The organism is Neisseria perflava, assembly GCF_002863305.2.
Classification (GTDB): domain Bacteria; phylum Pseudomonadota; class Gammaproteobacteria; order Burkholderiales; family Neisseriaceae; genus Neisseria; species Neisseria perflava_A.
The window spans coordinates 761,593-782,248 of record NZ_CP136962.1; the positions used below are offsets into that span (position 1 = coordinate 761,593).

The following is a 20,656-nucleotide window of genomic DNA, read 5'->3' on the forward strand; positions in this document are numbered from 1 at the left end:
GGACAAATGGATAGCATGCTTAAGGAAGTCAGCCGTCATGCCCAGCGAACCTTGTCATCCAGTGCAGATGCCTTATCAAAAATAGCTTCCGGGAAGGTTTTTGATACCCGCATGCTACATCAAAAATCAGATGAAGCTTTTAACAAAGGGACTGTATGGACAGAAGAAGGTCGCAATTTATATCGTGTAGCGGCAGGATATAAAACTGAAGCCGTTGCAAAAGACTTGGCAAACTCGGCTGTTGCCAAATTGGTTCCGGAATCGATTAAAACCAAGTTGACAACAATCGCAGCACAATTGAATGGATATAGCCATAAAGTGGATGCCCGGATTATGGGTCTGGCAGGAGATTTATTAAAATTATTAAGCTTACTTTTAGAGGCACTTAAAAGACGTAAAAATCATGGCCGTTCGGCTGCAGTTACTGGTAAAGCTCAGAAAACCAACCCAAACGCTCGTCTGGATGCAGCTACTCAGCAAAGTAAAAGTAAGGACAAGCCTTCTAAATGTAAAAGTTGCGATACCGGAGCTTCTCCACAATCTATCGATTTTGCCTCCGGACAAGAAACATTTACACATGTGGATTTCTCCCTGCCCGGCATCATGCCGATAAGCTGGGGCCGTACCTACTGTTCCGGCCTTATCACCTATGAAAAAGGTGAATTGGGCGCACGCTGGATTACCCCCTATACCGCCCGCATCGGTATCCGCAAACAAGAGTTGTTGTACCATACCTCTGACGGTCGGACCGTGTCTTTCCCATTATTGGAACCCGACAGGGCTTATCACCATCCGATAGAAGATTTTACGCTGATGCGGGTCAGTGAAGATATGCTGACCCTTAACGTTGGCAAAGATCTGCTGGAGATTTATGAGCGTTATGGGAATGCTTTCCGATTATCGGCCATTAAAGATCGCAATGGTAATGCACTTGGTTTCCATTATTCAGGGCAGCATTTGATTGGGATTAATGATACCAACAACCGCCTGGTGGTTATTCACTATAATGAACAGGATAAAATCAGCCGTATTGAATTAGCCGGTGATAATGCCCGTATTTTGGCAAGCTACGAATATGATCAGGCTGGAAATCTTATCAAGGCTACTGATGAGGCAGGAGATGTTTACGAATATGCTTACCAAGACCACTTAATCACGCGTTATACGGACCGTACCGGTAGAGGTGTCAACCTTGAGTGGCAAGGACGTCGCCATTGGGCTAAATGTATTCGAGAATATAACGATGACGGTAGCGGAGAGTTAAGGTTGAGATGGGATGAAAACATCCGTGAAACGATTGTAACTGATGCTTATGGCTATGAGACCAGTTATCTGTATGATGCAGAAAACTATACTTATCGGATTATTTATCCTGATCATACCGAAGAATGGTTTTTCCGAGATGACCGTAAAAACATTACGACTCATATTCATCCTGACGGTAGTGAGGACAATTACACCTATGATGACAAAGACAATCTGCTCGAGCACATCCGAGCCGATGGTAGTGTCGTTTCTTTCGAATACGATGCCGATAATAATCTGACTGCCGTTACCGACCCCGAGGGACACCGCTGGTTACGTCAATATGATGCCAACGGCAACATGATTCTCGAAACAGACCCCGAAGAGAACGAAACCCACTATCGCTATAACGATGCAGGCTTACCGATAGAAATCACCGACGCACTTGGTGGTATTAAAACCCTGACTTGGACGAAGGATGGACAAATCTTAAGTCATACCGACTGCTCCGGCTATACCAGCCGCTGGCAATATGATGATAGGGGCCGTCTGCAGACCCAAACCGATGCCGAAGGCAACAGCACACACTATAGCTATGACTCACGGGGCAATCCCGAAGCTGTGGTCCAAGCAGACGGCACGAGGGAATCCTATCTGTATGATGCGGAAGGTAGACTGCTTGAGCATACCGACCCGCTCAAGCAAAGCACTCACTATACCTATGACAAAGGTGGCCGTCTCTTCATCCGTACTGATGCACTTGGACAACAAGTCCAATACCGCTACGATCTCAGCAGCCGCTTAATCGGGTTACTGAACCAAAACGGCGATCTTTACGGTTTCCGCTACAACAGCGTCGGCGCGCTGACCGAAGAAAAAGGCTTTGACGGTAAAATCACCCGCTACCATTACACCCAAGGCAGCGGCGTACTTGAACGCATAGATGAAGCCGGTACTGTCACCAAACTGGAATACGATCCCGCTGGCCGTATCGAAAGCCGCAGCATCCTTGTAACCAATGAAAACGGCGAGATACACGAAACCGACAAAGAAAACTACGCCTATGACCCAAGCGGCAGGCTGGCAGGAACCCAAAACGCCCACAGCCGCCACCAATACTTCTACGACAAACTTGGCAACCTTATCAGGGAGTACCGTCACGACAGCCTGGACGGCACAGCCCGAAGCCACGTCTGGCATCATCGCTACGATGCATTGGGCAACCGTACCGAAACCATCCGTCCCGACGGGCAGCGTATCGGTTATCTCCACTATGGCAGCGGCCACCTGCACGGCATTACCCTCAACCGTAACGAAATAGCGGCCTTCGAACGCGACAAACTACACCGCGAAACCGAACGCACCTTTGGCAAACATATCCGCCAACAAACACAATACGACCCCATGGGCAGAATCCTGCAGCAAATCCACAACCGCAGCCGGCGCGAATACGGCTACGATGCCGCCGGACAACTGACCCATATCCAAAGCAGAGGAGGTCAAACCCAATACCGCTACGATCCCATCGGCAGACTGATCGCCGCCGTCACTCCCGATTTTAGCGAAACCTTCGCCTTTGACCCAGCCGATAACCGTCTTGACCTAAGCGGCAACAAACAAGACCATACAGGCCAAACAAACAGCCAAGAAAAACCGTCCCTAAACAAAGTCTGGGGCAACCTGCTTAAAGAGTACGCAGGCGTACACTACGACTATGACCAACGCGGCAACCTGATCCGCAAAACCCGCAATGGCGAAACCACAGACTACCATTGGAACGGCTACAACCAACTCGTTAAAATAGAAAACCGCAACGGCAGTACCGAATACCGCTACGACCCCTTAGGCAGGCGTACCGCCAAAATCCGCAACGGAGAAACCACCGTCTACCACTGGCAGGAAGACACCCTTGCCATCGAAAGCACAAACGGACAAAACACCCATTACCTGTTCGAACCCGGTACATTCGAACCGCTGGCGCAATTTCAGACGGCCTCACCGATAGGCATAGAAAGGGAAGACAAACCCGCCGAACCGTACAGCTACGACCCCGAAACCGATCCGCTGCTGAAAATCCCGCCCGAACCCCAAGGGCACTCCGAAGCCCAGCCTGAATTGGTTTATTACCAACTCGACCATCTCGGCACACCGATTGCCGCACACAATGCCAAAGGCGAAGCCGTATGGACGGCCGAATACGAAGCATGGGGCAGAATCCGCAAAGAAACCGTTTCAGACGGCCTCAAAGCCAACATCCCGTTCCGTTTCCAAGGTCAGTATTACGACGAAGAAAGCGGGCTGCACTACAACCGTTTCCGGTATTACGACCCTGAAATCGGGCGGTTTGTAAGTCAGGACCCGATTGGGTTGCAAGGGGGAGAGAATTTATATTCATACGTAAATAACCCAAATCAATGGGTAGATGAGTTAGGTTTATGCCAAATTGCTCCCAAATCATTTTCTGCACCTACTTTATTAAAAAGGGCGTTAAATCGTCAGGGCTTTAAAACTGGAAGTAAGTATCCTGCTAGATTCAAAGAAAAATGGTCTGTTGGAGGGTACGATTATGAAGTTCGTATTCATGGTCCTGACGCTAGTGCGCCTTCAGGATCCACTTCAAATATGACAACAACTTATAGAGTGGCTAGAAGAAGGCAGGGGGTCGATTGTAATACAAAACAAGGGTACGGATGGGAATATGGCGATGCATTAGGTAATTGGTATCCAAATAAATTTTTAAAAACAGCAAATATCAATCCACTAGCTAATAAAGCAGCAGATATGACGCATATCAAGCTGCCATCAGGAGTAATTAAATGATTGAATTTAAAAATTTTATAAAAGAAGTAAATAAGAAATTTCAAGATGAATTTTGGGCTGATTTTGAGTCAAAATTCTTTGGAAAAAATTTATTTATTAAAGCTGGTATAGATTTTTCTTATAGCCATTATTTTGAGTTGTATATTGAAAATGCATGTGTAAATAAATTAGTTGAAGAGTGGACTGTAGATTTAAGAAAAAATCATATAATTTATCTTGAAGGGAAAGGTATTTATTTTATTACGGATGACGATAAAATTATATCTATAAGTGGTGAAAGATACTTTGTAAATTTGGCAACAACTGTTTACTACTCAAGTTCTACAGAAAATTTGAAAAATTATATAATTAATGAAGCATTAATGGATTTATCTTCTGTTTCAGATATTTTGATAAACAACCATTTTGAAGAATTAAAACTTTAATAAACTAATAGGATGTGTTCTCCCAAGGCTGTTGTTCAAGCAGATGGCATGAGGGAATACTACCTGTATAATGTGGAAGGCAGACTGCTTGAACATACCGATCTGCTCAAGCAAAGCACTCACTTTCATCCTGCCGGTAGCGAAGACAATTACACCTATGCTGTGGTCCAAGTAGAAGGAAATAAATATGTTTACATTCCAAATAAAAGAGAATTTTTTTGATCTTATAGAAGAATTTTTGAATTTATTGAATCAAAGAGATTTTAAACAGCTTGAAATTAAATTTCAGCTTAATAAAAATGTGTATGATGAAATTTTGGAAGAATTAGATTATGAAAATATTTCAGATAAAAAATTATCATTGGCACCTAAAGAAATTGCGGTAACTGCACAAAATGATAACAGAGCAATATTTGAAATATATAAAATGAATAATACTGAAGAAATTATAGGGATCGAAAGTTGTTTATATGCAGATAATGAAGAAACTGACCTCACATTAGAAGGTTCTATCCATAAAAAAGATGATAAATATATATTCATTTACCATGGTATTCGGGCATAAGTTTAATCTTAAGAATGCTGAGTGAAAAGTAGATTGGATTAATAATGTAAAATATTAAGGCCGTCTGAAAAGCTTACCCTCTTTTCGGACGGCCTTTTCAGTTAAAAATATTGTATCGCATGAAGCAAAGACATTTGGGCATCCACTGAGCCGTACAGTTACGCTCCCGAAACCAATCCGCATGGATGGCCGAATACGAAGTATGGGGTAGAATCCGTCAAGAAACTGTCTCAGAAGGCCTCTAAATTGATTAATTATGGAAAATGATATGAATAACTTACAAGTATCTATGAATCATAAAAGAATTACGATAGATAATAATATAGCCATTGATTTTACGGAAAAATTTCTAAATAAATTAAAGGAGTTTTTTACATTTTCTAGAAACAGCTATGTATTTGATAGAGACATTACATACCTAAGTGAAAAGGCAAATATAATAATCGTTATCTCTCATAAAATTGATATTTATATCATATTTAAAGATTATGTTTATTTAGATAATACTATACTTAATTCGAAGATTGTTCGTAGGTTTATTAAGAAATATCCTATTTTGGCTTCAAGTTATGAGCTTATCAACCCAATGAAATTAGAATTTAAGAATTCGAATATCGTATGGGATTATTTAAGTTTCACTTATGATGCAAAGCAAGCTGCAATAACTCTTTTGATCACTACATTAAATTAGCTAAATTCTTAAGAAATTCGTAGGCTTAGGATCATATGATTAATTGATCATTGACCATCTGGGTACGCCGATTGCCGCACATAATGCAAAAGGCGAAGCCGTATGGACGGCCAAATACGAAGCATGGGGCAGAATCCGTAACGAAATCGTTTCAGACGGCCTCAAAGTCCACGTTCTGTTCAGTATCATGATGAAAAGAACAGGCTGCACTACAACCGTTTTGTTATTACAACCAAAAGAATGCTGGATGAAATTGAAAAAAAAACGGGGATTTAACAACAAGGGATTTGTTGAGAAAAGGCTGGGGGGATATAAACAAAAAGGCCGTCTGAAAAACCTTTCAGACGGCCTTTTACTTTTGAATTTCGTAAGTGATTGTACAACTAGGAGAAGCAGGAATTAATAGACTAAAATACTAGGTATATGAATTTAACATAATATAAATTATGCGAATCTGAACTGGTATGATGCAAAAGTCTTTTCTACAAATTATGGCCACAACCAAGCCCATGCGCTTCGTCCTTCGCCTTGCAGCAAAACTAAAGTTCGGCAAGCTGAGGCTGTATTCATGCATTCAAGGCCGACTCCGTAAGCTGATAAGGCTGCGGCAATTTTGGGATGCAGAAATTTTTGTTTTTCTCCTGTACCTATAATAATGACTTCAGGACGGTTTTCTGCTATTTCAATTGCTGATATAAAAATTTGTTCGTTTAATTCCTCGATGGTTGTTTGAGGGATGATGCTCACTTTGCCATCTTGCCAGCAAATGGGTTCTGAATATGTTTGTTCTCCGATTTGCAATATGCCTTGTGAGGATGAAAAAAATGATGCTGCTTCATCGATATGGTTTTCTGTGATTTTCATGGCAATTCCTGTTTTTATGGTAGAACGATTTTTCAAACGGTCTTGGGAAACTTGCAAAAAAAGGTGCAAAATCAAGCAATATCAGGTAGGATTCAACGTTTGACCTTGTGCATTGATGCTTTGCTCTGAATTTACGATTGCAAGCGATTATAACAAGCCTTGGTTTTTCGTGATTATTTTAAAGTATCGGCTCAAAAGGAGACACAATGAAGCCAGTAAATATCGGTCTTTTAGGTTTGGGTACAGTCGGTGGCGGTACGGCTACTGTATTGCAGAACAACGCTGCGGAAATCAGCCGCCGCTTGGGACGTGAAGTTCGTATTTCTGCTGTTTGTGATTTGAGCGAAGAAAAAGCCAAACAAATTTGCCCAAATGCTGCTTTTATCAAAGATCCGTTTGAGCTGGTTCAACATCAAGATGTTGATGTTGTTGTGGAATTGTTTGGCGGTACCGGTATTGCCAAAGATGCGGTATTGAAAGCGATTGAAAACGGCAAACACATTGTTACTGCCAATAAAAAACTGCTGGCTGAATACGGCAATGAAATTTTCCCTTTGGCGGAAGAAAAAAATGTCATGGTACAGTTTGAAGCTGCTGTTGCCGGCGGTATCCCTATTATCAAGGCTTTGCGTGAAGGTTTGGCTGCGAACCAAATCCGCAGTATTGCCGGTATTATTAATGGTACCAGCAACTTCATTCTTACTGAAATGCGTGAAAAAGGCAGCGCGTTTGCAGACGTCTTGAAAGAAGCTCAGGCTTTGGGCTATGCAGAAGCTGACCCTACTTTTGATATCGAAGGTCATGATGCCGGCCATAAAATTACGATTATGAGCGCATTGGCATTTGGTACGCCGATGAACTTTTCTGCCTGTTATTTGGAAGGCATCAGCAAACTCGACAGCCGCGATATCAAATACGCTGAAGAACTTGGCTATCGTATCAAGTTGTTGGGTATTACCCGTAAAACCGACAAAGGTATCGAGTTGCGCGTACACCCTACTCTGATTCCTGAAAGCCGTTTGCTGGCTAACGTTAACGGCGTGATGAATGCTGTCCGTGTCAATGCCGATATGGTTGGTGAAACCTTGTATTACGGTGCGGGCGCCGGTGCATTGCCGACTGCTTCTGCCGTAGTTGCCGACATCATTGATATTGCCCGCCTGATTGAAGCGGAAACTGACCATCGTGTTCCTCACTTGGCATTCCAACCTTCTCAAGTTCAAGCGCAAAATATTCTGTCTATGGATGAAATCACCAGCAGCTACTATCTGCGCGTTCAAGCAACTGACGAACCGGGCACTTTGGGTCAAATTGCCGCACTCTTGGCCAAAGAAAATGTTTCTATCGAGGCTCTGATTCAAAAAGGCGTGATTAATCAAAGTACTGCCGAAATTGTGATTCTGACCCACACCACAGTGGAACACAACGTCAAACGCGCTATCGCTGCGATTGAAGCGCTGAGTTGCGTGGATGCTCCGATCACCATGATCCGCATGGAAAGCCTGCATGACTGAGCAACAAACGGAAAGGCCGTCTGAAGAACAACTGGCGGCCAGAAAGAAAGCCAAGGCAAAAATCCGCACCATCCGCATTTGGGCATGGATTATTTTGTCTTTGCTGGCTCTGACCGCCCTGCTCTCACAATGCGCCATGAACAAGCCACAGATGAAACAAAATGTGGTGGAATCTTGCGTGAAAAACATTCCTTTTGCTGAAAAATGGCAAGCTGATTTGAAGGCAAAAGGTTTGGATGCGCAAAACGAGAAATTGGCTCAAGACTATTGTGTCTGTATGTGGGATCAGCCTTTAAGCAAACTCTCTGACGAGCAAATCCGAAACTTCGGCAAAATCAGCCCTGAGGAGCAACTCAAGCTCTTGGGTGGCGCGGAAGCTTTTGAGGCACGCGATAAGCAATGCGTAGCTGATTTAAAGGCTGAGTAAACCAATATCGGTTTAAACCAAAGATACAAGGCCATCTGAACAACAGACGGCCTTTCTTATATAAATAAATAGTAATAAGAATTGATTTCATTATATTTTAAGTTTAAGATAGCCTGGTTAATCGCTTTTCTATGGTTGTTGCCATGCGTTACCACTTTCCTATTGCCGTTGATATTTATGATTTTTTGTATACCGGCCGGTTTGACTATCTGGAAATCGGACAATCGGCAGAGTCTATTTTGCAGATGTTTCCTGCGCCTGATTGCGTCCCTAAAGGCTTGTTGGTGCAAAAAGGCTGGAATATTTGGCTTTATGGCGATATTGAACTGCATTTCTCCGACAATCGTTTGACACAAATTCGTGCTGATTTTCAGCCTGATGCTGCATTAAGCGGCGGTCGTTGGGTAAAGTTGAATCCGTGGTTTTTTGCAAATGGCTGCCTTGATGTATATGCCGTCATTCAACGCTTGGTACAACGCAATATCGATTTTATTAAAACGGAAACGAATACCAACTTAATTTTGCAGCTGCAAAGCGGGGTCGAATTGATTTTTGAAAAATGTCGGGGCATGCAACTTGCCTCGTTCCGCAAACAAAAAGCCTCCCTACCTCATTGGGCGCGTGAAACGGCTTCCTAAATAAAACAATGCCGTCTGAAAACATTATTTCAGACGGCATTATCAGTTACAAACCATTCAATAATTGTCGGATTTTCGTCATCGTCATAGAAGTCTGTTCATTACAGCCCTCAGTCCCTACTCCGCTATCAAAGCAATCAATACTGCTGACGCTGCAAAAGTGGGCATAGGCCATTTTCAACTCTCTGGCTAAAACGGCTTCGGGCATGCCGGTCATACCGAGTACATCTACACCGTCACGTCGATAACGGGCGATTTCAGCGCGAGTTGGACGGCGCGGGCCTTGCAGGCAGCCATAAACGGCGGAGTCGTAAATCGGCACATTATGCGCTTTCGTGATATTCAACAATTCTTGTCGCAATTCATCGCAATAAGGGTTGAAAAAATCGGTATGGACGACAGGGCATTCTTGGCCTTCAAAAAAAGTATCTTTACGGCCATAGGTATAGTCGATCAAATCGTCCGGCAACACCAAACTGCCGTTTTCAAAATCAGGATTGATACCGACGACTGAAGAAATGGCAATGATGTTTGCAACGCCTAAAGAGTGCAACGCCCAGATATTGGCGCGGTAGTTGATTTCATGCGGCGCGATGGTATGACTGAAGCCGTGTCGGGCAAGGAAAACAATGTCCAAGCGCCCTAACCTGCCGAACAAAATAGGGCTGCTGGTTAAGCCGTAAGGGGTGCGTACGATTTTTCGTTCAGTAATTTCGAGTTCCGGCAGTTTGGTCAAACCGCTGCCGCCGATAATGGCTAACATATAGACTTTCTTTGTTATCAATGGCCGTCTGAGACTTGGATTTCAGACGGCCTTAATATTATCGATTTATTTATGTTTGTAGAAATGGCTGCCGAAATAGGCAGATGCGCCCTCACGCAATAAAACAAGCGTCACAGCGGCAAGTGGCAGACCGGCAAGCATACCAACAAAACCCATCAGTTGTCCGAAAGCCATCAACGAGAAAATCACCCAGAAAGGCGACAAACCGATGCGGTCGCCGACGATTTTAGGTGTAATGAAATAGCTTTCCAAGAATTGTCCGACACCGAATACAGCCCAGACCATCAACAAGCCCTGCCATGAGCCATATTGCAAAAGTGCGGCAACTGTTGCCAGCAAAAGGCCGGTAAATGCACCCAAATACGGAATAAATACCAAAATACCGGCAATCATACCGATGGCAAAGCCGGAATCCAAACCGACCAGCATCAAGCCCAAGCCATAGATCAAGCCCATAATCATCATAACCATCAGCTGGCCGCGCAGGAACTCGCCCAAAACTTCATCCATATTGCTGCTGATACGCGTGTAGGTTTCGATAAAACGACGCGGAACCAATTTGCTGATTCCGGAAGACCAACGTTTCCAATCCAACAAGAAGTAATACAGCAACAAAGGCAACAACACCAAATTGCTGACGCCGCTGATCACGTTGCCGCTTTGACGCATCAAGGTAGGAATCCATTCTTTAAGCGTATTGCTCAACTCATCCGTATGCGACTGCAACCATGCAATAATTGATTCTTGATCGATTTGAATATAATCCCCGCTGACGCTATTGAGCCACGGCAGCAATTTGTTTTGAACAAAGCCTACGATTTGTGGCAGGCGTTCGGCCAGATTGTTAAACTGGTTCAACAACATAGGCACGATAATCAGTACCAACGACAGCAATACCAGCAAGGCAAACGCCATAATAATCATAGAGGCCGGCGCGCGACGGATACGCTTCAATTGCAGCCACTCAACCAAGGGATTCAAAACATAGGCCAAAACGGCGGCCACAATAAACGGTGTCAAAACATCGCCCAAAGCATATAAAAGCCAAATAAAGGCTGCGATAACGCAAGCCATAATAATCCACGGTTTTGCGCCGCGCGTTTTCTTTTGATACATAAAAAGGTGTTCTCCAATTGATGCTTAAGGTGTTCAAAATAAATAAGCAGTATAACAGATTCACAAAGGCCGTCTGAACGCGCGACGGCTATTAAGATAAAATAACAATTGTTGACAATAATGCCAAAAAATTCAGCCTGAATCCTTCAATTTAAGATAAAATACGCTCCGACAATCTACCCATACCCGAATAAGGAAATCCAATGAGCACTTCTTTGAGCTATCGTGACGCAGGCGTGGATATCGACGCAGGCGATCAACTGGTCGAAAACATCAAACCCTTTGCCAAGCGTACTATGCGCCCTGAAGTGTTGGGTGATTTGGGCGGTTTCGGCGCTTTGGTCGAAATTGGCAAAAAATACAAAAATCCGGTATTGGTTTCCGGTACGGACGGCGTCGGCACCAAGCTGAAACTGGCATTCGACTGGGATAAACACGATACTGTCGGCATCGATTTGGTTGCCATGAGCGTCAACGACATTTTGGTTCAAGGTGCGGAACCTTTGTTCTTCTTGGACTATTTCGCTTGCGGCAAGCTGGATGTTGCCCGCGCGACTGATGTGATTAAAGGCATTGCCCAAGGCTGTGAAGAATCCGGTTGCGCTTTGATTGGCGGTGAAACTGCCGAAATGCCGGGCATGTATCCCGAAGGCGAATACGACTTGGCCGGTTTTGCCGTCGGCGTGGTTGAAAAAGAACGCGTCATCAACGGCCGCAACATTCAGGCCGGAGACGTTGTTTTGGGCTTGGCTTCCAACGGCGCACACTCCAACGGCTATTCGTTGGTACGCAAAATCATCGAGCGCGACAATCCTGATTTGGACGCGGAATTTGACAACGGCAAAACCTTGCGCGAAGCCATCATCGCCCCTACTCGCCTGTATGTGAAACCTATCCTTGCCGCTTTGGAGAAATTCACCATTAAAGGCATGGCCCATATTACCGGCGGCGGCATTACCGAAAACGTACCTCGCGTTTTGCCTGAAAATACTGTTGCACAAATCGATGCCAAAGCGTGGGAATTGCCTAAACTGTTCCAATGGCTGCAAAAAGCAGGCAATGTGGAAACCCAAGAAATGTACCGTACCTTCAACTGCGGTATCGGCATGGTCGTAATCATTGCCAAAGAAGATGCCGATGCAGTACAGGCATTCTTGAGCGAACAAGGCGAAACCGTTTACCGATTGGGTGCAGTTCGTGAGCGCAACGGCGACGAACATCAAACCCAAGTGGCTTGATTAAGCTGTAATTAAAAAAGTGCGGATGATAAATCCGCACTTTTTATTGTTTATGGGCTAAGAAAATCTTCGCCCTAGCCTACTTCCTCCAAAAAGCCGGCCAACTGCGCCGTATCGTGGGCAATCATCAGCTCTTCATTGGTTGGAACGACCAAAACAGCCGGAGAGGAATCGGTCGGGCTGATAATGCCTGAATTGCCGTAGCGTTTTTCCATATTGGCTTTGGTGTCGATGTGTAGACCCAAGAAATCAAGATAGGAAACGGTTTTGGCACGGATATTACGCGAGTTTTCGCCGATACCGCCGGTAAACACGAGCGCATCTACGCCGCCGCAAGCCACAGCCATCGAAGCAATGTATTTGGCAAGGCGGTAGGTCATGACTTCTAGGGCCAAACGTGCACCTTCATGACCTTCGTCCGCCGCGATTTCCAAAGAACGGCAGTCGTTGGAAAGTTCGGAAATACCGAGCAATCCTGATTTTTTGTTCAACATTTCATCAACTTGGGCAACATCCAAACCGGCATGGGAAGTCAGATAGCTGTATACGCCCGGATCGATGTCGCCGCAACGTGTACCCATTACCAAACCTTCGATCGGCGTGAAACCCATACTGGTGTCAACGGATTTGCCGTTTTTAATGGCGGTAATGGATGCGCCGTTGCCTAAGTGGGCAATAATCATACGGATGTCTTCCAGCGGTTTGCCCAAAATCCGTGCGGCTTCAGGGGCAACATAACGCATGCTGGTACCGTGGAAACCGTAGCGGCGGAAAGCGTATTTTTTGCGCAATTCACGCGGAACTGCATAAGTGTAGGCACGCTCCGGCATGGTTTGGTGGAACGAAGTATCCATCACGCCGACATTGGGCAGACCCGGGAAATGTTCTTGTGCGGCCAAAATACCGTTGATATTGGCAGGGTTGTGCAGCGGAGCGAGCGGAATGCAGGCATTGAGTTCGTCCATGACTGCTTGGTCGATCAAAACAGATTCGCTGTATTTTTCGCCGCCGTGTGCGATGCGGTGGCCGATGGCTTTAATTTGGTCGTGCAGACCATGTTTTTCCAGTTCTTTCAGCAACATGCCTACTGCACCGGCGTGGTCGTTACGGCTGGTCAAAGCAGTTTGGCATTTTTTACCGTCTTTGTTGAACGTAATGATTGCTTCGGGCGTACCCAAGCGTTCGCCGAGACAGCTCAGAAGAACTTTGCCGTTTTTACGGTCGATAACGGCACCTTTGAGTGAAGAGCTGCCGCAGTTCAGAACAAGAATGAGTTGGTTGGACATGGTGTTTCTCCTTTGAATTTTGATTGTTTTTTTGGCTTCAGGCCGTCTGAAAAAAGCAAAAACATTTGAGAGCTTTCCAGATTGCCTTTGGTTTGGTGTTTAGTCAGGCTTTATGCCCAACCCTAATCTCCATTGCAGGTATCGCTACCCGACTAAAATCTGCTTATTTGGTTTTCAGACGGCCTTGTTTCATAGCGTGGCTGTCTGAAAACTTAAAAGCAATCTTCCGGCACTCGGACTTGTCCTTCCATAATCACGCGTGCGCTACGGCTCATAACTGCTTTGGTGGCCGTCCATTGTCCATCCTGACATTCGGCGGCTGCACCAACACGTAGTGTGCCTGACGGATGACCGAAGCGGACTTCTTTACGCGCTCCGCCTCCGGCTGCAAGGTTGACCAGCGTTCCCGGCACGGCGGCGGCGGTAGCGATGGCAACTGAAGCGGTACCCATCATGGCATGGTGCAATTTGCCCATGCTCAGTGCGCGTACCAATAAATCGATGTCGGTAGCTTGGACGGTTTTGTCACTTGAAGCGGTGTAATCGGCCGCAGGAGCGACAAAAGCGACTTTCGGAGTATGGGCGCGAGTGGCAGCTTCGGATACGTCGCTGATCAAGCCCATTTTCAGCGCACCATACGCGCGGATGGTTTCAAATTTTTCCAGAGCGGCGGCATCGTTGTTGATGTCGTCTTGCAACTCTTTGCCTGTGTAGCCCAAATCTGCAGCATTCAGGAAAATGGTTGGAATCCCAGCATTGATAAGCGTGGCTTTCAGACGGCCTATATTCGGCACATCAATTTCATCGACTAAATTGCCGGTTGGGAACATACTGCCTTCTCCGTCGGCCGGATCAAGAAATTCGATTTGTACTTCGGCTGCCGGGAACGTTACGCCGTCAAGCTCAAAATCGCCTGTTTCCAAAACTGCGCCGTTTTGCATCGGTACATGGGCAATAATGGTTTTGCCGATGTTTTTCTGCCAAATTTTGACGGTACACAGGCCGTCTGAAGGGATTTTGGATTTGTCGACCAAGCCTTGTTCGATGGCAAATGCGCCCACGGCGGCGGTCAGATTGCCGCAGTTGCCACTCCAATCGACAAAAGGTTTGTCGATGGAAACTTGTCCGAACAAATAATCGACATCGTGATCGACGCGTTCGGATTTATCCAAAATCACGGCTTTGCTGGTGGACGAACTGGCATTGCCCAAGCCGTCAATCTGTTTGCCGTAAGGGTCGGGGCTGCCGAGTACGCGCAAGAGAATTTTGTCGCGCGCCTCGCCTGCTTCCTGCGCAGCGGCCGGCAGATCGGTGCGTTTGAAAAAAATGCCTTTAGATGTACCGCCGCGGTAGTAAACGGCTGGAATTTTAATTTGCGGCATTTCGAGTTCTCCTTTGTATTTCTAGTATGGTTTTTTCAGACGGCCTCTCAAACATTCGAGGCCGTCTGAAAACCTTTTTTAGCGTAACTTGGGCATTTTGAAGATACCCGATTTACCTTACGCTGCATTTCCTTCTAAGAAGTCTTGTGCGAAACGTTGCAACACGCCACCGGCTTCATATACCAACACTTCTTCTGCAGTATCGAGGCGACAGGTAACCGGAACTTTGACGGTTTCGCCGTTTTTACGGTGAATCACGAGGGTCAGGTCGCAGCGCGGTGTGCGTTCGCCGACAACGTCGTAGGTTTCCGTACCGTCCAGTTGCAGGGTGTGGCGGTTGGTACCCGGTTTGAACTGCAGCGGCAACACGCCCATACCGATCAAGTTGGTGCGGTGGATACGCTCGAAGCCTTCGGCAACAATCGCTTCCACGCCGGCGAGACGTACGCCTTTTGCAGCCCAGTCGCGGCTTGAGCCTTGACCGTAGTCCGCACCGGCGATGATGATGAGCGGCTGTTTGCGGTTCATATAGGTTTCGATGGCTTCCCACATGCGCATGGTTTGGCCTTCGGGTTCAACGCGTGCCAGAGAACCTTGGCGTACGCTGCCGTCTTCGTTTCTCACCATTTCGTTAAACAGTTTCGGATTGGCGAAGGTTGCGCGTTGGGCGGTCAAGTGGTCGCCGCGGTGGGTTGCGTAAGAGTTGAAGTCTTCTTCAGGCAAACCCATTTTCGCCAAATATTCGCCTGCGGCACTGCTGGCCAAAATCGCATTGGACGGCGAGAGGTGGTCGGTGGTGATGTTGTCGGGCAAAATCGCCAGCGGACGCATACCTCTTAATGTGCGTTCCCCTGCCAGTGCGCCTTCCCAGTAAGGTGGGCGGCGGATATAGGTGGACATTGGACGCCAGTCGTACAGCGGGCTTGGTGCTTTTTGCGCTGTGTCGGTGTCAAACATTGGGATATAAACGTCGCGGAATTGTTGCGGTTTCACATATTCGGCAACGATGGCATCGATTTCTTCGTCAGTAGGCCAGATGTCTTTCAGGCGGATTTCTTTACCGTCTGCAACGCCGAGTACGTCGTTTTCAATATCAAAACGGATGCTGCCTGCCAGCGCGTAGGCAACGACCAACGGAGGCGAAGCGAGGAAAGCCTGTTTCGCATACGGATGGATACGGCCGTCGAAGTTGCGGTTGCCTGACAATACGGCGGTGGCGTACAAATCGCGATCGATGATTTCTTTCTGGATTTTCGGATCCAGCGCGCCGCTCATGCCGTTACAGGTGGTACATGCGAAGGCAACGATACCGAAGCCGAGTTTTTCCATTTCAGGCAGCAAGCCTGCTTCTTTCAAATAGATTTCGGCTACTTTTGAACCTGGGGCAAACGAAGATTTCACCCACGGTTTGCGTTTCAAACCGAGGCGGTTGGCATTGCGTGCCAACAGCGCGGCGGCGACAACGTTGCGTGGATTGGAAGTATTGGTACATGAAGTAATCGCGGCAATAATCACTGCACCGTCTGGCATTTGGCCGTCTGAAGGCTCTTCGTAAGGTTTAGCCAAGCCTTTGCTGGCCAAATCGGCGGTCGCAAAACGGGCATGCGGGTTACTTGGGCCTGCCATGTTGCGCGTTACGCTGCTCAAATCAAATTTCAATACGCGAGGATAAACGGCGGTTTTCAAAGCATCTGCCCACAAGCCTGCAGTTTTGGCGTAGGTTTCCACCAATTTCACTTGTGCATCGTCGCGGCCGGTCAGTTTCAAATAATCAATGGTTTGCTCATCAATAGCGAACATCGCGGCAGTCGCGCCGAACTCAGGAGTCATGTTGGAAATAGTGGCACGGTCGCCGATAGACAGGCTTCTTGCGCCCTCACCGAAAAATTCGACAAATGCGCCAACCACGCGCTCTTTACGCAAAAATTCAGTCAGTGCCAACACGATGTCGGTGGCAGTAATACCCGGCTGGCGTTTACCGGTCAGCTCAACGCCGACAATATCAGGCAGACGCATCATGGAGGCACGTCCCAACATCACGGTTTCGGCTTCCAAACCGCCCACGCCTACGGAAATCACGCCCAATGAATCGACGTGCGGCGTGTGTGAGTCTGTACCGACGCAGGTATCAGGGAATGCTACGCCGTTTTTGACTTGGACAACCGGCGACATTTTTTCCAAGTTGATTTGGTGCATAATGCCGTTGCCCGCCGGAATCACGTCCACATTTTCAAATGCGGTTTTTGTCCAGTTGATGAAGTGGAAACGGTCTTCGTTACGTCTGTCTTCGATTTCGCGGTTTTTGCGGAAAGCATCGGGATCGTAACCGCCGCATTCAACGGCCAGAGAGTGGTCGACGATGAGCTGGGTTTGCACTACCGGATTCACTTTGGAAGGATCGCCGCCTTTTTCGGCAATCGCATCGCGCAGGCCTGCCAAATCCACCAACGCTGTCTGACCCAGAATATCGTGACACACCACGCGCGCCGGATACCAAGGGAAGTCGATTTCCTGTTTTCCCTCAATCAGCTGACCCAGCCAGCTTTGCAGCGTAGGCAGGTCGACTTTGTCTGCGCGGTTGACCAAGTTCTCAGCCAAGATGCGACTCGTATAAGGCAGCTTGTCGTAAGAGCCTGGTTTGATATCTTCACACGCCTGACGCGCGTCGTAATATTCCAAATCCGTACCGGGCAAAGCTTTGCGGTAGCGTTGGTTGGCAGTCATGTCGGTTCTCCTAAATCTATTCTTTTTTTTTGGTTTTGGAGTTTCAGACGGCCTGTTGATTCGGACCTTGAGGCCGTCTGAAACCATGAATTCTGTTTTATTGCTTGTTGTCTGAAATCTATTCGCGGTATGAAAAAAAATTGCTGCTCCGCTACCATCATTCCCGTATAGACGGAAATCCAAACTTAAATCTTTCAGCACTCTTTACAGCAGAACATTTCAACTTTTGAATTTCTGCCTGTATGGGAATGACGACAGCAGAGCAGCATGTTTTCCAAACGGCCGGCTCTCTCTCTCTCGCATACTGCACTAGGCCGTCGAAAAACGAAAACTTAATTTATTCATTATTTTCAAACGGCATTTCGAGATGGGGCGGGCTGGCGGCCCACCCTGCTGTTACGCGTATTAGCGGTTTTCAATCTCCACGAATGCCAAATCTTCAGGGCCTGTGTAGTTTGCGCTCGGACGGATGATTTTGCCGTCTTTGCGTTGCTCGAGAACGTGTGCGCTCCAACCGGTTGTACGGGAAATTACGAACAGCGGTGTGAACATAGCGGTCGGTACGCCCAATTTTTGGTAGGAAACGGCAGAGAACCAGTCCAGATTCGGGAACATTTTTTTCTCTTCCCACATCACGCTTTCCAAACGTTCGGCAATGTCAAAGAGGCGCATATCGCCGGTTTCTTTGCTCAAACCGCGTGCCACTTCTTTAATGACAACGTTGCGAGGGTCGGAGATGGTGTACACCGGATGACCGAAACCGATCACGATTTCTTTGCGGCCGATGCGTTCGCGGATGTCGGCTTCGGCTTCGTCGGCATTGCGGTAGCGTTTTTGAATATCGTAAGCCACTTCGTTCGCGCCGCCGTGTTTCGGGCCTTTCAACGCGCCGATTGCACCGGTAATGCAGGAGTACATATCAGAGCCTGTACCGGCAATCACGCGGGCGGTGAAGGTAGAAGCGTTGAACTCGTGTTCGGCATACAGAATCAGTGAAACGTGCATGGCTTTGATGTGTGATTCGCTTGGGCGTTTGCCGTGCAACAGGTGCAGGAAATGACCGCCAATGGTCTCTTCGTCGCTTTCAACTTCAATGCGTTTGCCGTTGTGCGAATATTGATACCAGTACAAGAGGATGCTGCCGAGGCTGGCGATCAGTTTGTCGGCGATGTCGCGCGCTTCACTTTCCGGATGGCTTTCACGTTCAGGATGAACGCAACCCAGCATGGATACACCGGTACGCATCACGTCCATCGGATGGGTATGTGCAGGCAGGCTTTCCAAAACTTTGATCACACGGATAGGCAGGCCGCGCATAGATTTGAGTTTGGTTTTATAAGCAGCCAGCTCGAATTTATTGGGCAGATGGCCGTGAATCAGCAGGTGGGCGACTTCTTCAAACTCGCATTTTTGTGCCAAATCCAGAATGTCGTAACCGCGATAGCTCAAATCGTTGCCGGTACGGCCAACGGTACACAATTCGGTATTACCGGCCGCAACGCCAGAAAGCGCAACGGATTTTTTAGGTTTGAAAGTCGGGGTTTGAGTAGTTGCAGTCATGGTATTTCTCCTTTGTATTTTTATGGGTTTTATTTTTCAGACGGCCGATGCGGATTTGTTGAAAGGCCGTCTGAAAGCGGTTACTTATTTTTGAAACAATTTATCCAGTTTTTGCTCGAAGGCATGATAGTTCAGATGCTCGTACAGCTCGGCACGGGTTTGCATACTGTCAACCACTGCGGCCTGAGTGCCATCGCGCATAATCGCTTCATAAACATTCAGAGCGGCTTTGCTTGCTGCGCGGAACGATGACAGCGGATACAGTACCAGCGACACGCCGTTTTCAGCCAGCTCGCTTTGGGTATAAAGCGGAGTGGAACCAAACTCAGTAATGTTGGCCAATACAGGTACTTTCACTGCATCTGCAAATTGGCGGTACATTTTCAAATCGGTCATGGCTTCAGGGAAAATCATGTCCGCACCGGCTTCGACACAAGCTTGGGCGCGTTCAATAGCGGCATCCAAACCTTCTACCGCCAGCGCATCGGTACGCGCCATAATCACGAAGTTCTCATCAACGCGGGCATCTACGGCAGCTTTGATACGGTCGACCATTTCATCTTTAGAAACGATGGCTTTGTTCGGACGGTGGCCGCAGCGTTTTTGCGCTACCTGATCTTCGATGTGAACCGCTGCAACACCAGCGCGTTCAAAGTTACGAATAGTACGGGCAATATTGAATGCACCGCCCCAACCTACATCGATGTCCACCAGCAAAGGGGTATCTACATTGTCCGTAATGCGTCGCGCGTCGATCAGCACATCTTCCATTGTGGTAATGCCCAAATCAGGGATACCGCAAGAGCAGGCTGCCACGCCGCCGCCAGACAGATAGATTGCTTTGAAACCGCTTTGGGTAGCCAATCGTGCAAAATAAGCATTGACGCAACCGACTACGGCAAGAGGATTTGATTCTTTCACGGCTTGGCGGAAACGCGCTCCGGCAGAGTGTTGACTCATCATATTTCTCCTTTATAGACTTTTTTCAGTATTAATCGGACGGCTCAGTTTTTCACAACTTGAAACGAACCGTTTAAAAAGAAACAATCGTTCTAAAAACTGTTTTCAGACGGCCTATAAAATTTCCATTATCAACCATCTAAAAATTTAAAATTAATAAAAACAAATAGTTATCAAAACCAATAAATATAATAAGGCTGAAGCGGAGGCGTTTGTTTTTTAAATATTATTAATCAGTATATGAATGCAACAGGGGAAAGAAGTTTTAAAACCCGAAGTGTTTGAAGGAATGCGGAAACTGGATTCGGGTTGAGAGCCTTCAGACCGCCGCGACTGGCAATAAGCAGACGACGACGGGATCGGCGGAGAGAGGGGAAAATCTATAACAAGAGAGAGTGGTTTGATACAGATTCATGA

Annotated in this window: 17 protein-coding genes; 9 read left to right on the forward strand and 8 right to left on the reverse strand. The window is 46.8% G+C overall.

The features are described from left to right. Positions 1-111 precede the first annotated feature (111 nt). From CYJ98_RS03455 to CYJ98_RS03475, 5 genes are all read left to right on the forward strand, one after another. Positions 112-4,065, forward strand: coding sequence for an RHS repeat-associated core domain-containing protein (locus CYJ98_RS03455; RefSeq protein ID WP_167382878.1), 3,954 nt, complete (start codon positions 112-114; stop codon positions 4,063-4,065). Continuing rightward, complete coding sequence (locus tag CYJ98_RS03460; RefSeq protein ID WP_101756260.1) at positions 4,062-4,490, forward strand: hypothetical protein; 429 nt, start codon at positions 4,062-4,064, stop codon at positions 4,488-4,490. Before CYJ98_RS03455 ends, CYJ98_RS03460 begins: the two co-directional genes overlap by 4 nt. A gap of 187 nt (positions 4,491-4,677) precedes the next feature. Continuing rightward, entirely contained in the window at positions 4,678-5,055 is a 378-nt protein-coding gene (locus tag CYJ98_RS03465) for a hypothetical protein (RefSeq protein ID WP_244169026.1), read from the forward strand. A gap of 268 nt (positions 5,056-5,323) precedes the next feature. Continuing rightward, a complete protein-coding gene (locus tag CYJ98_RS03470) occupies positions 5,324-5,746 on the forward strand; it encodes a hypothetical protein (protein WP_143485314.1) in 423 nt (140 codons plus the stop codon). A 43-nt stretch (positions 5,747-5,789) separates the two neighbouring features. Next, a complete protein-coding gene (locus CYJ98_RS03475) occupies positions 5,790-6,149 on the forward strand; it encodes an RHS domain-containing protein (protein ID WP_101756263.1) in 360 nt (119 codons plus the stop codon). Between the two features lie 86 nt (positions 6,150-6,235). Here the strand turns inward: CYJ98_RS03475 and CYJ98_RS03480 are convergent, their stop codons facing one another. Continuing rightward, the gene (locus CYJ98_RS03480) at positions 6,236-6,610 is read right to left on the reverse strand and encodes an Mth938-like domain-containing protein (protein ID WP_049343859.1); all 375 of its coding nucleotides are present in this window, start codon (positions 6,608-6,610) and stop codon (positions 6,236-6,238) included. A gap of 206 nt (positions 6,611-6,816) precedes the next feature. Between CYJ98_RS03480 and CYJ98_RS03485 the strand changes: the two genes are divergently transcribed. The 3 genes from CYJ98_RS03485 to CYJ98_RS03495 all read left to right on the forward strand — a co-directional run bounded on the left by CYJ98_RS03485 (position 6,817) and on the right by CYJ98_RS03495 (position 9,189). Continuing rightward, positions 6,817-8,124, forward strand: a complete 1,308-nt coding sequence (locus CYJ98_RS03485; protein WP_101756264.1) for a homoserine dehydrogenase — start codon at positions 6,817-6,819, stop codon at positions 8,122-8,124. Then, complete coding sequence (locus tag CYJ98_RS03490) at positions 8,117-8,551, forward strand: hypothetical protein (protein ID WP_049322347.1); 435 nt, start codon at positions 8,117-8,119, stop codon at positions 8,549-8,551. Before CYJ98_RS03485 ends, CYJ98_RS03490 begins: the two co-directional genes overlap by 8 nt. A 143-nt stretch (positions 8,552-8,694) precedes the next feature. Continuing rightward, complete coding sequence (locus tag CYJ98_RS03495; RefSeq protein ID WP_234395607.1) at positions 8,695-9,189, forward strand: hypothetical protein; 495 nt, start codon at positions 8,695-8,697, stop codon at positions 9,187-9,189. A gap of 46 nt (positions 9,190-9,235) precedes the next feature. On the opposite strand, the gene CYJ98_RS03500 is transcribed toward CYJ98_RS03495, so the two are convergent. Both CYJ98_RS03500 and CYJ98_RS03505 read right to left on the reverse strand, forming a co-directional pair. Further along, positions 9,236-9,952, reverse strand: a complete 717-nt coding sequence (locus tag CYJ98_RS03500) for an S-methyl-5'-thioinosine phosphorylase (protein ID WP_101756266.1) — start codon at positions 9,950-9,952, stop codon at positions 9,236-9,238. A gap of 66 nt (positions 9,953-10,018) precedes the next feature. Then, entirely contained in the window at positions 10,019-11,089 is a 1,071-nt protein-coding gene (locus CYJ98_RS03505) for an AI-2E family transporter (RefSeq protein WP_101756267.1), read from the reverse strand. 203 nt (positions 11,090-11,292) lie between these two features. Here CYJ98_RS03505 and purM point away from each other — a divergent pair, with 203 nt between their 5' ends. Then, positions 11,293-12,327 carry a phosphoribosylformylglycinamidine cyclo-ligase gene (purM, locus tag CYJ98_RS03510; protein WP_101756268.1) on the forward strand — a complete coding sequence of 345 codons (1,035 nt, stop codon included), beginning with the start codon at positions 11,293-11,295 and terminating at the stop codon, positions 12,325-12,327. Positions 12,328-12,401: 74 nt separating this feature from the next. Here the strand turns inward: purM and CYJ98_RS03515 are convergent, their stop codons facing one another. The 5 genes from CYJ98_RS03515 to prpB all read right to left on the reverse strand — a co-directional run bounded on the left by CYJ98_RS03515 (position 12,402) and on the right by prpB (position 20,239). Continuing rightward, positions 12,402-13,613: an acetate kinase gene (locus tag CYJ98_RS03515; protein ID WP_101756269.1), complete on the reverse strand. Its 1,212-nt coding sequence runs from the start codon at positions 13,611-13,613 to the stop codon at positions 12,402-12,404. Between the two features lie 212 nt (positions 13,614-13,825). Beyond that, the gene (prpF, locus tag CYJ98_RS03520; RefSeq protein WP_101756270.1) at positions 13,826-14,995 is read right to left on the reverse strand and encodes a 2-methylaconitate cis-trans isomerase PrpF; all 1,170 of its coding nucleotides are present in this window, start codon (positions 14,993-14,995) and stop codon (positions 13,826-13,828) included. Positions 14,996-15,112: 117 nt separating this feature from the next. Further along, positions 15,113-17,719 (reverse strand): Fe/S-dependent 2-methylisocitrate dehydratase AcnD, encoded by a 2,607-nt coding sequence (acnD, locus tag CYJ98_RS03525; protein ID WP_101756271.1) that lies wholly within the window; start codon positions 17,717-17,719, stop codon positions 15,113-15,115. 405 nt (positions 17,720-18,124) lie between these two features. Then, complete coding sequence (prpC, locus tag CYJ98_RS03530; RefSeq protein ID WP_049335196.1) at positions 18,125-19,279, reverse strand: bifunctional 2-methylcitrate synthase/citrate synthase; 1,155 nt, start codon at positions 19,277-19,279, stop codon at positions 18,125-18,127. Between the two features lie 84 nt (positions 19,280-19,363). Continuing rightward, the gene (gene prpB / locus CYJ98_RS03535; protein ID WP_039862334.1) at positions 19,364-20,239 is read right to left on the reverse strand and encodes a methylisocitrate lyase; all 876 of its coding nucleotides are present in this window, start codon (positions 20,237-20,239) and stop codon (positions 19,364-19,366) included. Positions 20,240-20,656 lie beyond the last annotated feature (417 nt).

Excerpts from the sequence above, each read along its gene's own strand:
- CYJ98_RS03515 (WP_101756269.1), bottom strand. The coding sequence starts at position 13,613 with ATGTCCAACCAACTCATTCTTGTTCTGAACTGCGGCAGCTCTTCACTC.
- CYJ98_RS03465 (WP_244169026.1), top strand. The coding sequence starts at position 4,678 with ATGTTTACATTCCAAATAAAAGAGAATTTTTTTGATCTTATAGAAGAA.
- prpC (WP_049335196.1), bottom strand. The coding sequence starts at position 19,279 with ATGACTGCAACTACTCAAACCCCGACTTTCAAACCTAAAAAATCCGTT.
- CYJ98_RS03480 (WP_049343859.1), bottom strand. The coding sequence starts at position 6,610 with ATGAAAATCACAGAAAACCATATCGATGAAGCAGCATCATTTTTTTCA.
- purM (WP_101756268.1), top strand. The coding sequence starts at position 11,293 with ATGAGCACTTCTTTGAGCTATCGTGACGCAGGCGTGGATATCGACGCA.
- CYJ98_RS03460 (WP_101756260.1), top strand. The coding sequence starts at position 4,062 with ATGATTGAATTTAAAAATTTTATAAAAGAAGTAAATAAGAAATTTCAA.
- CYJ98_RS03500 (WP_101756266.1), bottom strand. The coding sequence starts at position 9,952 with ATGTTAGCCATTATCGGCGGCAGCGGTTTGACCAAACTGCCGGAACTC.
- CYJ98_RS03455 (WP_167382878.1), top strand. The coding sequence starts at position 112 with ATGCTACATCAAAAATCAGATGAAGCTTTTAACAAAGGGACTGTATGG.
- CYJ98_RS03470 (WP_143485314.1), top strand. The coding sequence starts at position 5,324 with ATGAATAACTTACAAGTATCTATGAATCATAAAAGAATTACGATAGAT.
- CYJ98_RS03490 (WP_049322347.1), top strand. The coding sequence starts at position 8,117 with ATGACTGAGCAACAAACGGAAAGGCCGTCTGAAGAACAACTGGCGGCC.
- CYJ98_RS03505 (WP_101756267.1), bottom strand. The coding sequence starts at position 11,089 with ATGTATCAAAAGAAAACGCGCGGCGCAAAACCGTGGATTATTATGGCT.
- prpB (WP_039862334.1), bottom strand. The coding sequence starts at position 20,239 with ATGAGTCAACACTCTGCCGGAGCGCGTTTCCGCCAAGCCGTGAAAGAA.
- CYJ98_RS03495 (WP_234395607.1), top strand. The coding sequence starts at position 8,695 with ATGCGTTACCACTTTCCTATTGCCGTTGATATTTATGATTTTTTGTAT.
- prpF (WP_101756270.1), bottom strand. The coding sequence starts at position 14,995 with ATGCCGCAAATTAAAATTCCAGCCGTTTACTACCGCGGCGGTACATCT.
- acnD (WP_101756271.1), bottom strand. The coding sequence starts at position 17,719 with ATGACTGCCAACCAACGCTACCGCAAAGCTTTGCCCGGTACGGATTTG.
- CYJ98_RS03485 (WP_101756264.1), top strand. The coding sequence starts at position 6,817 with ATGAAGCCAGTAAATATCGGTCTTTTAGGTTTGGGTACAGTCGGTGGC.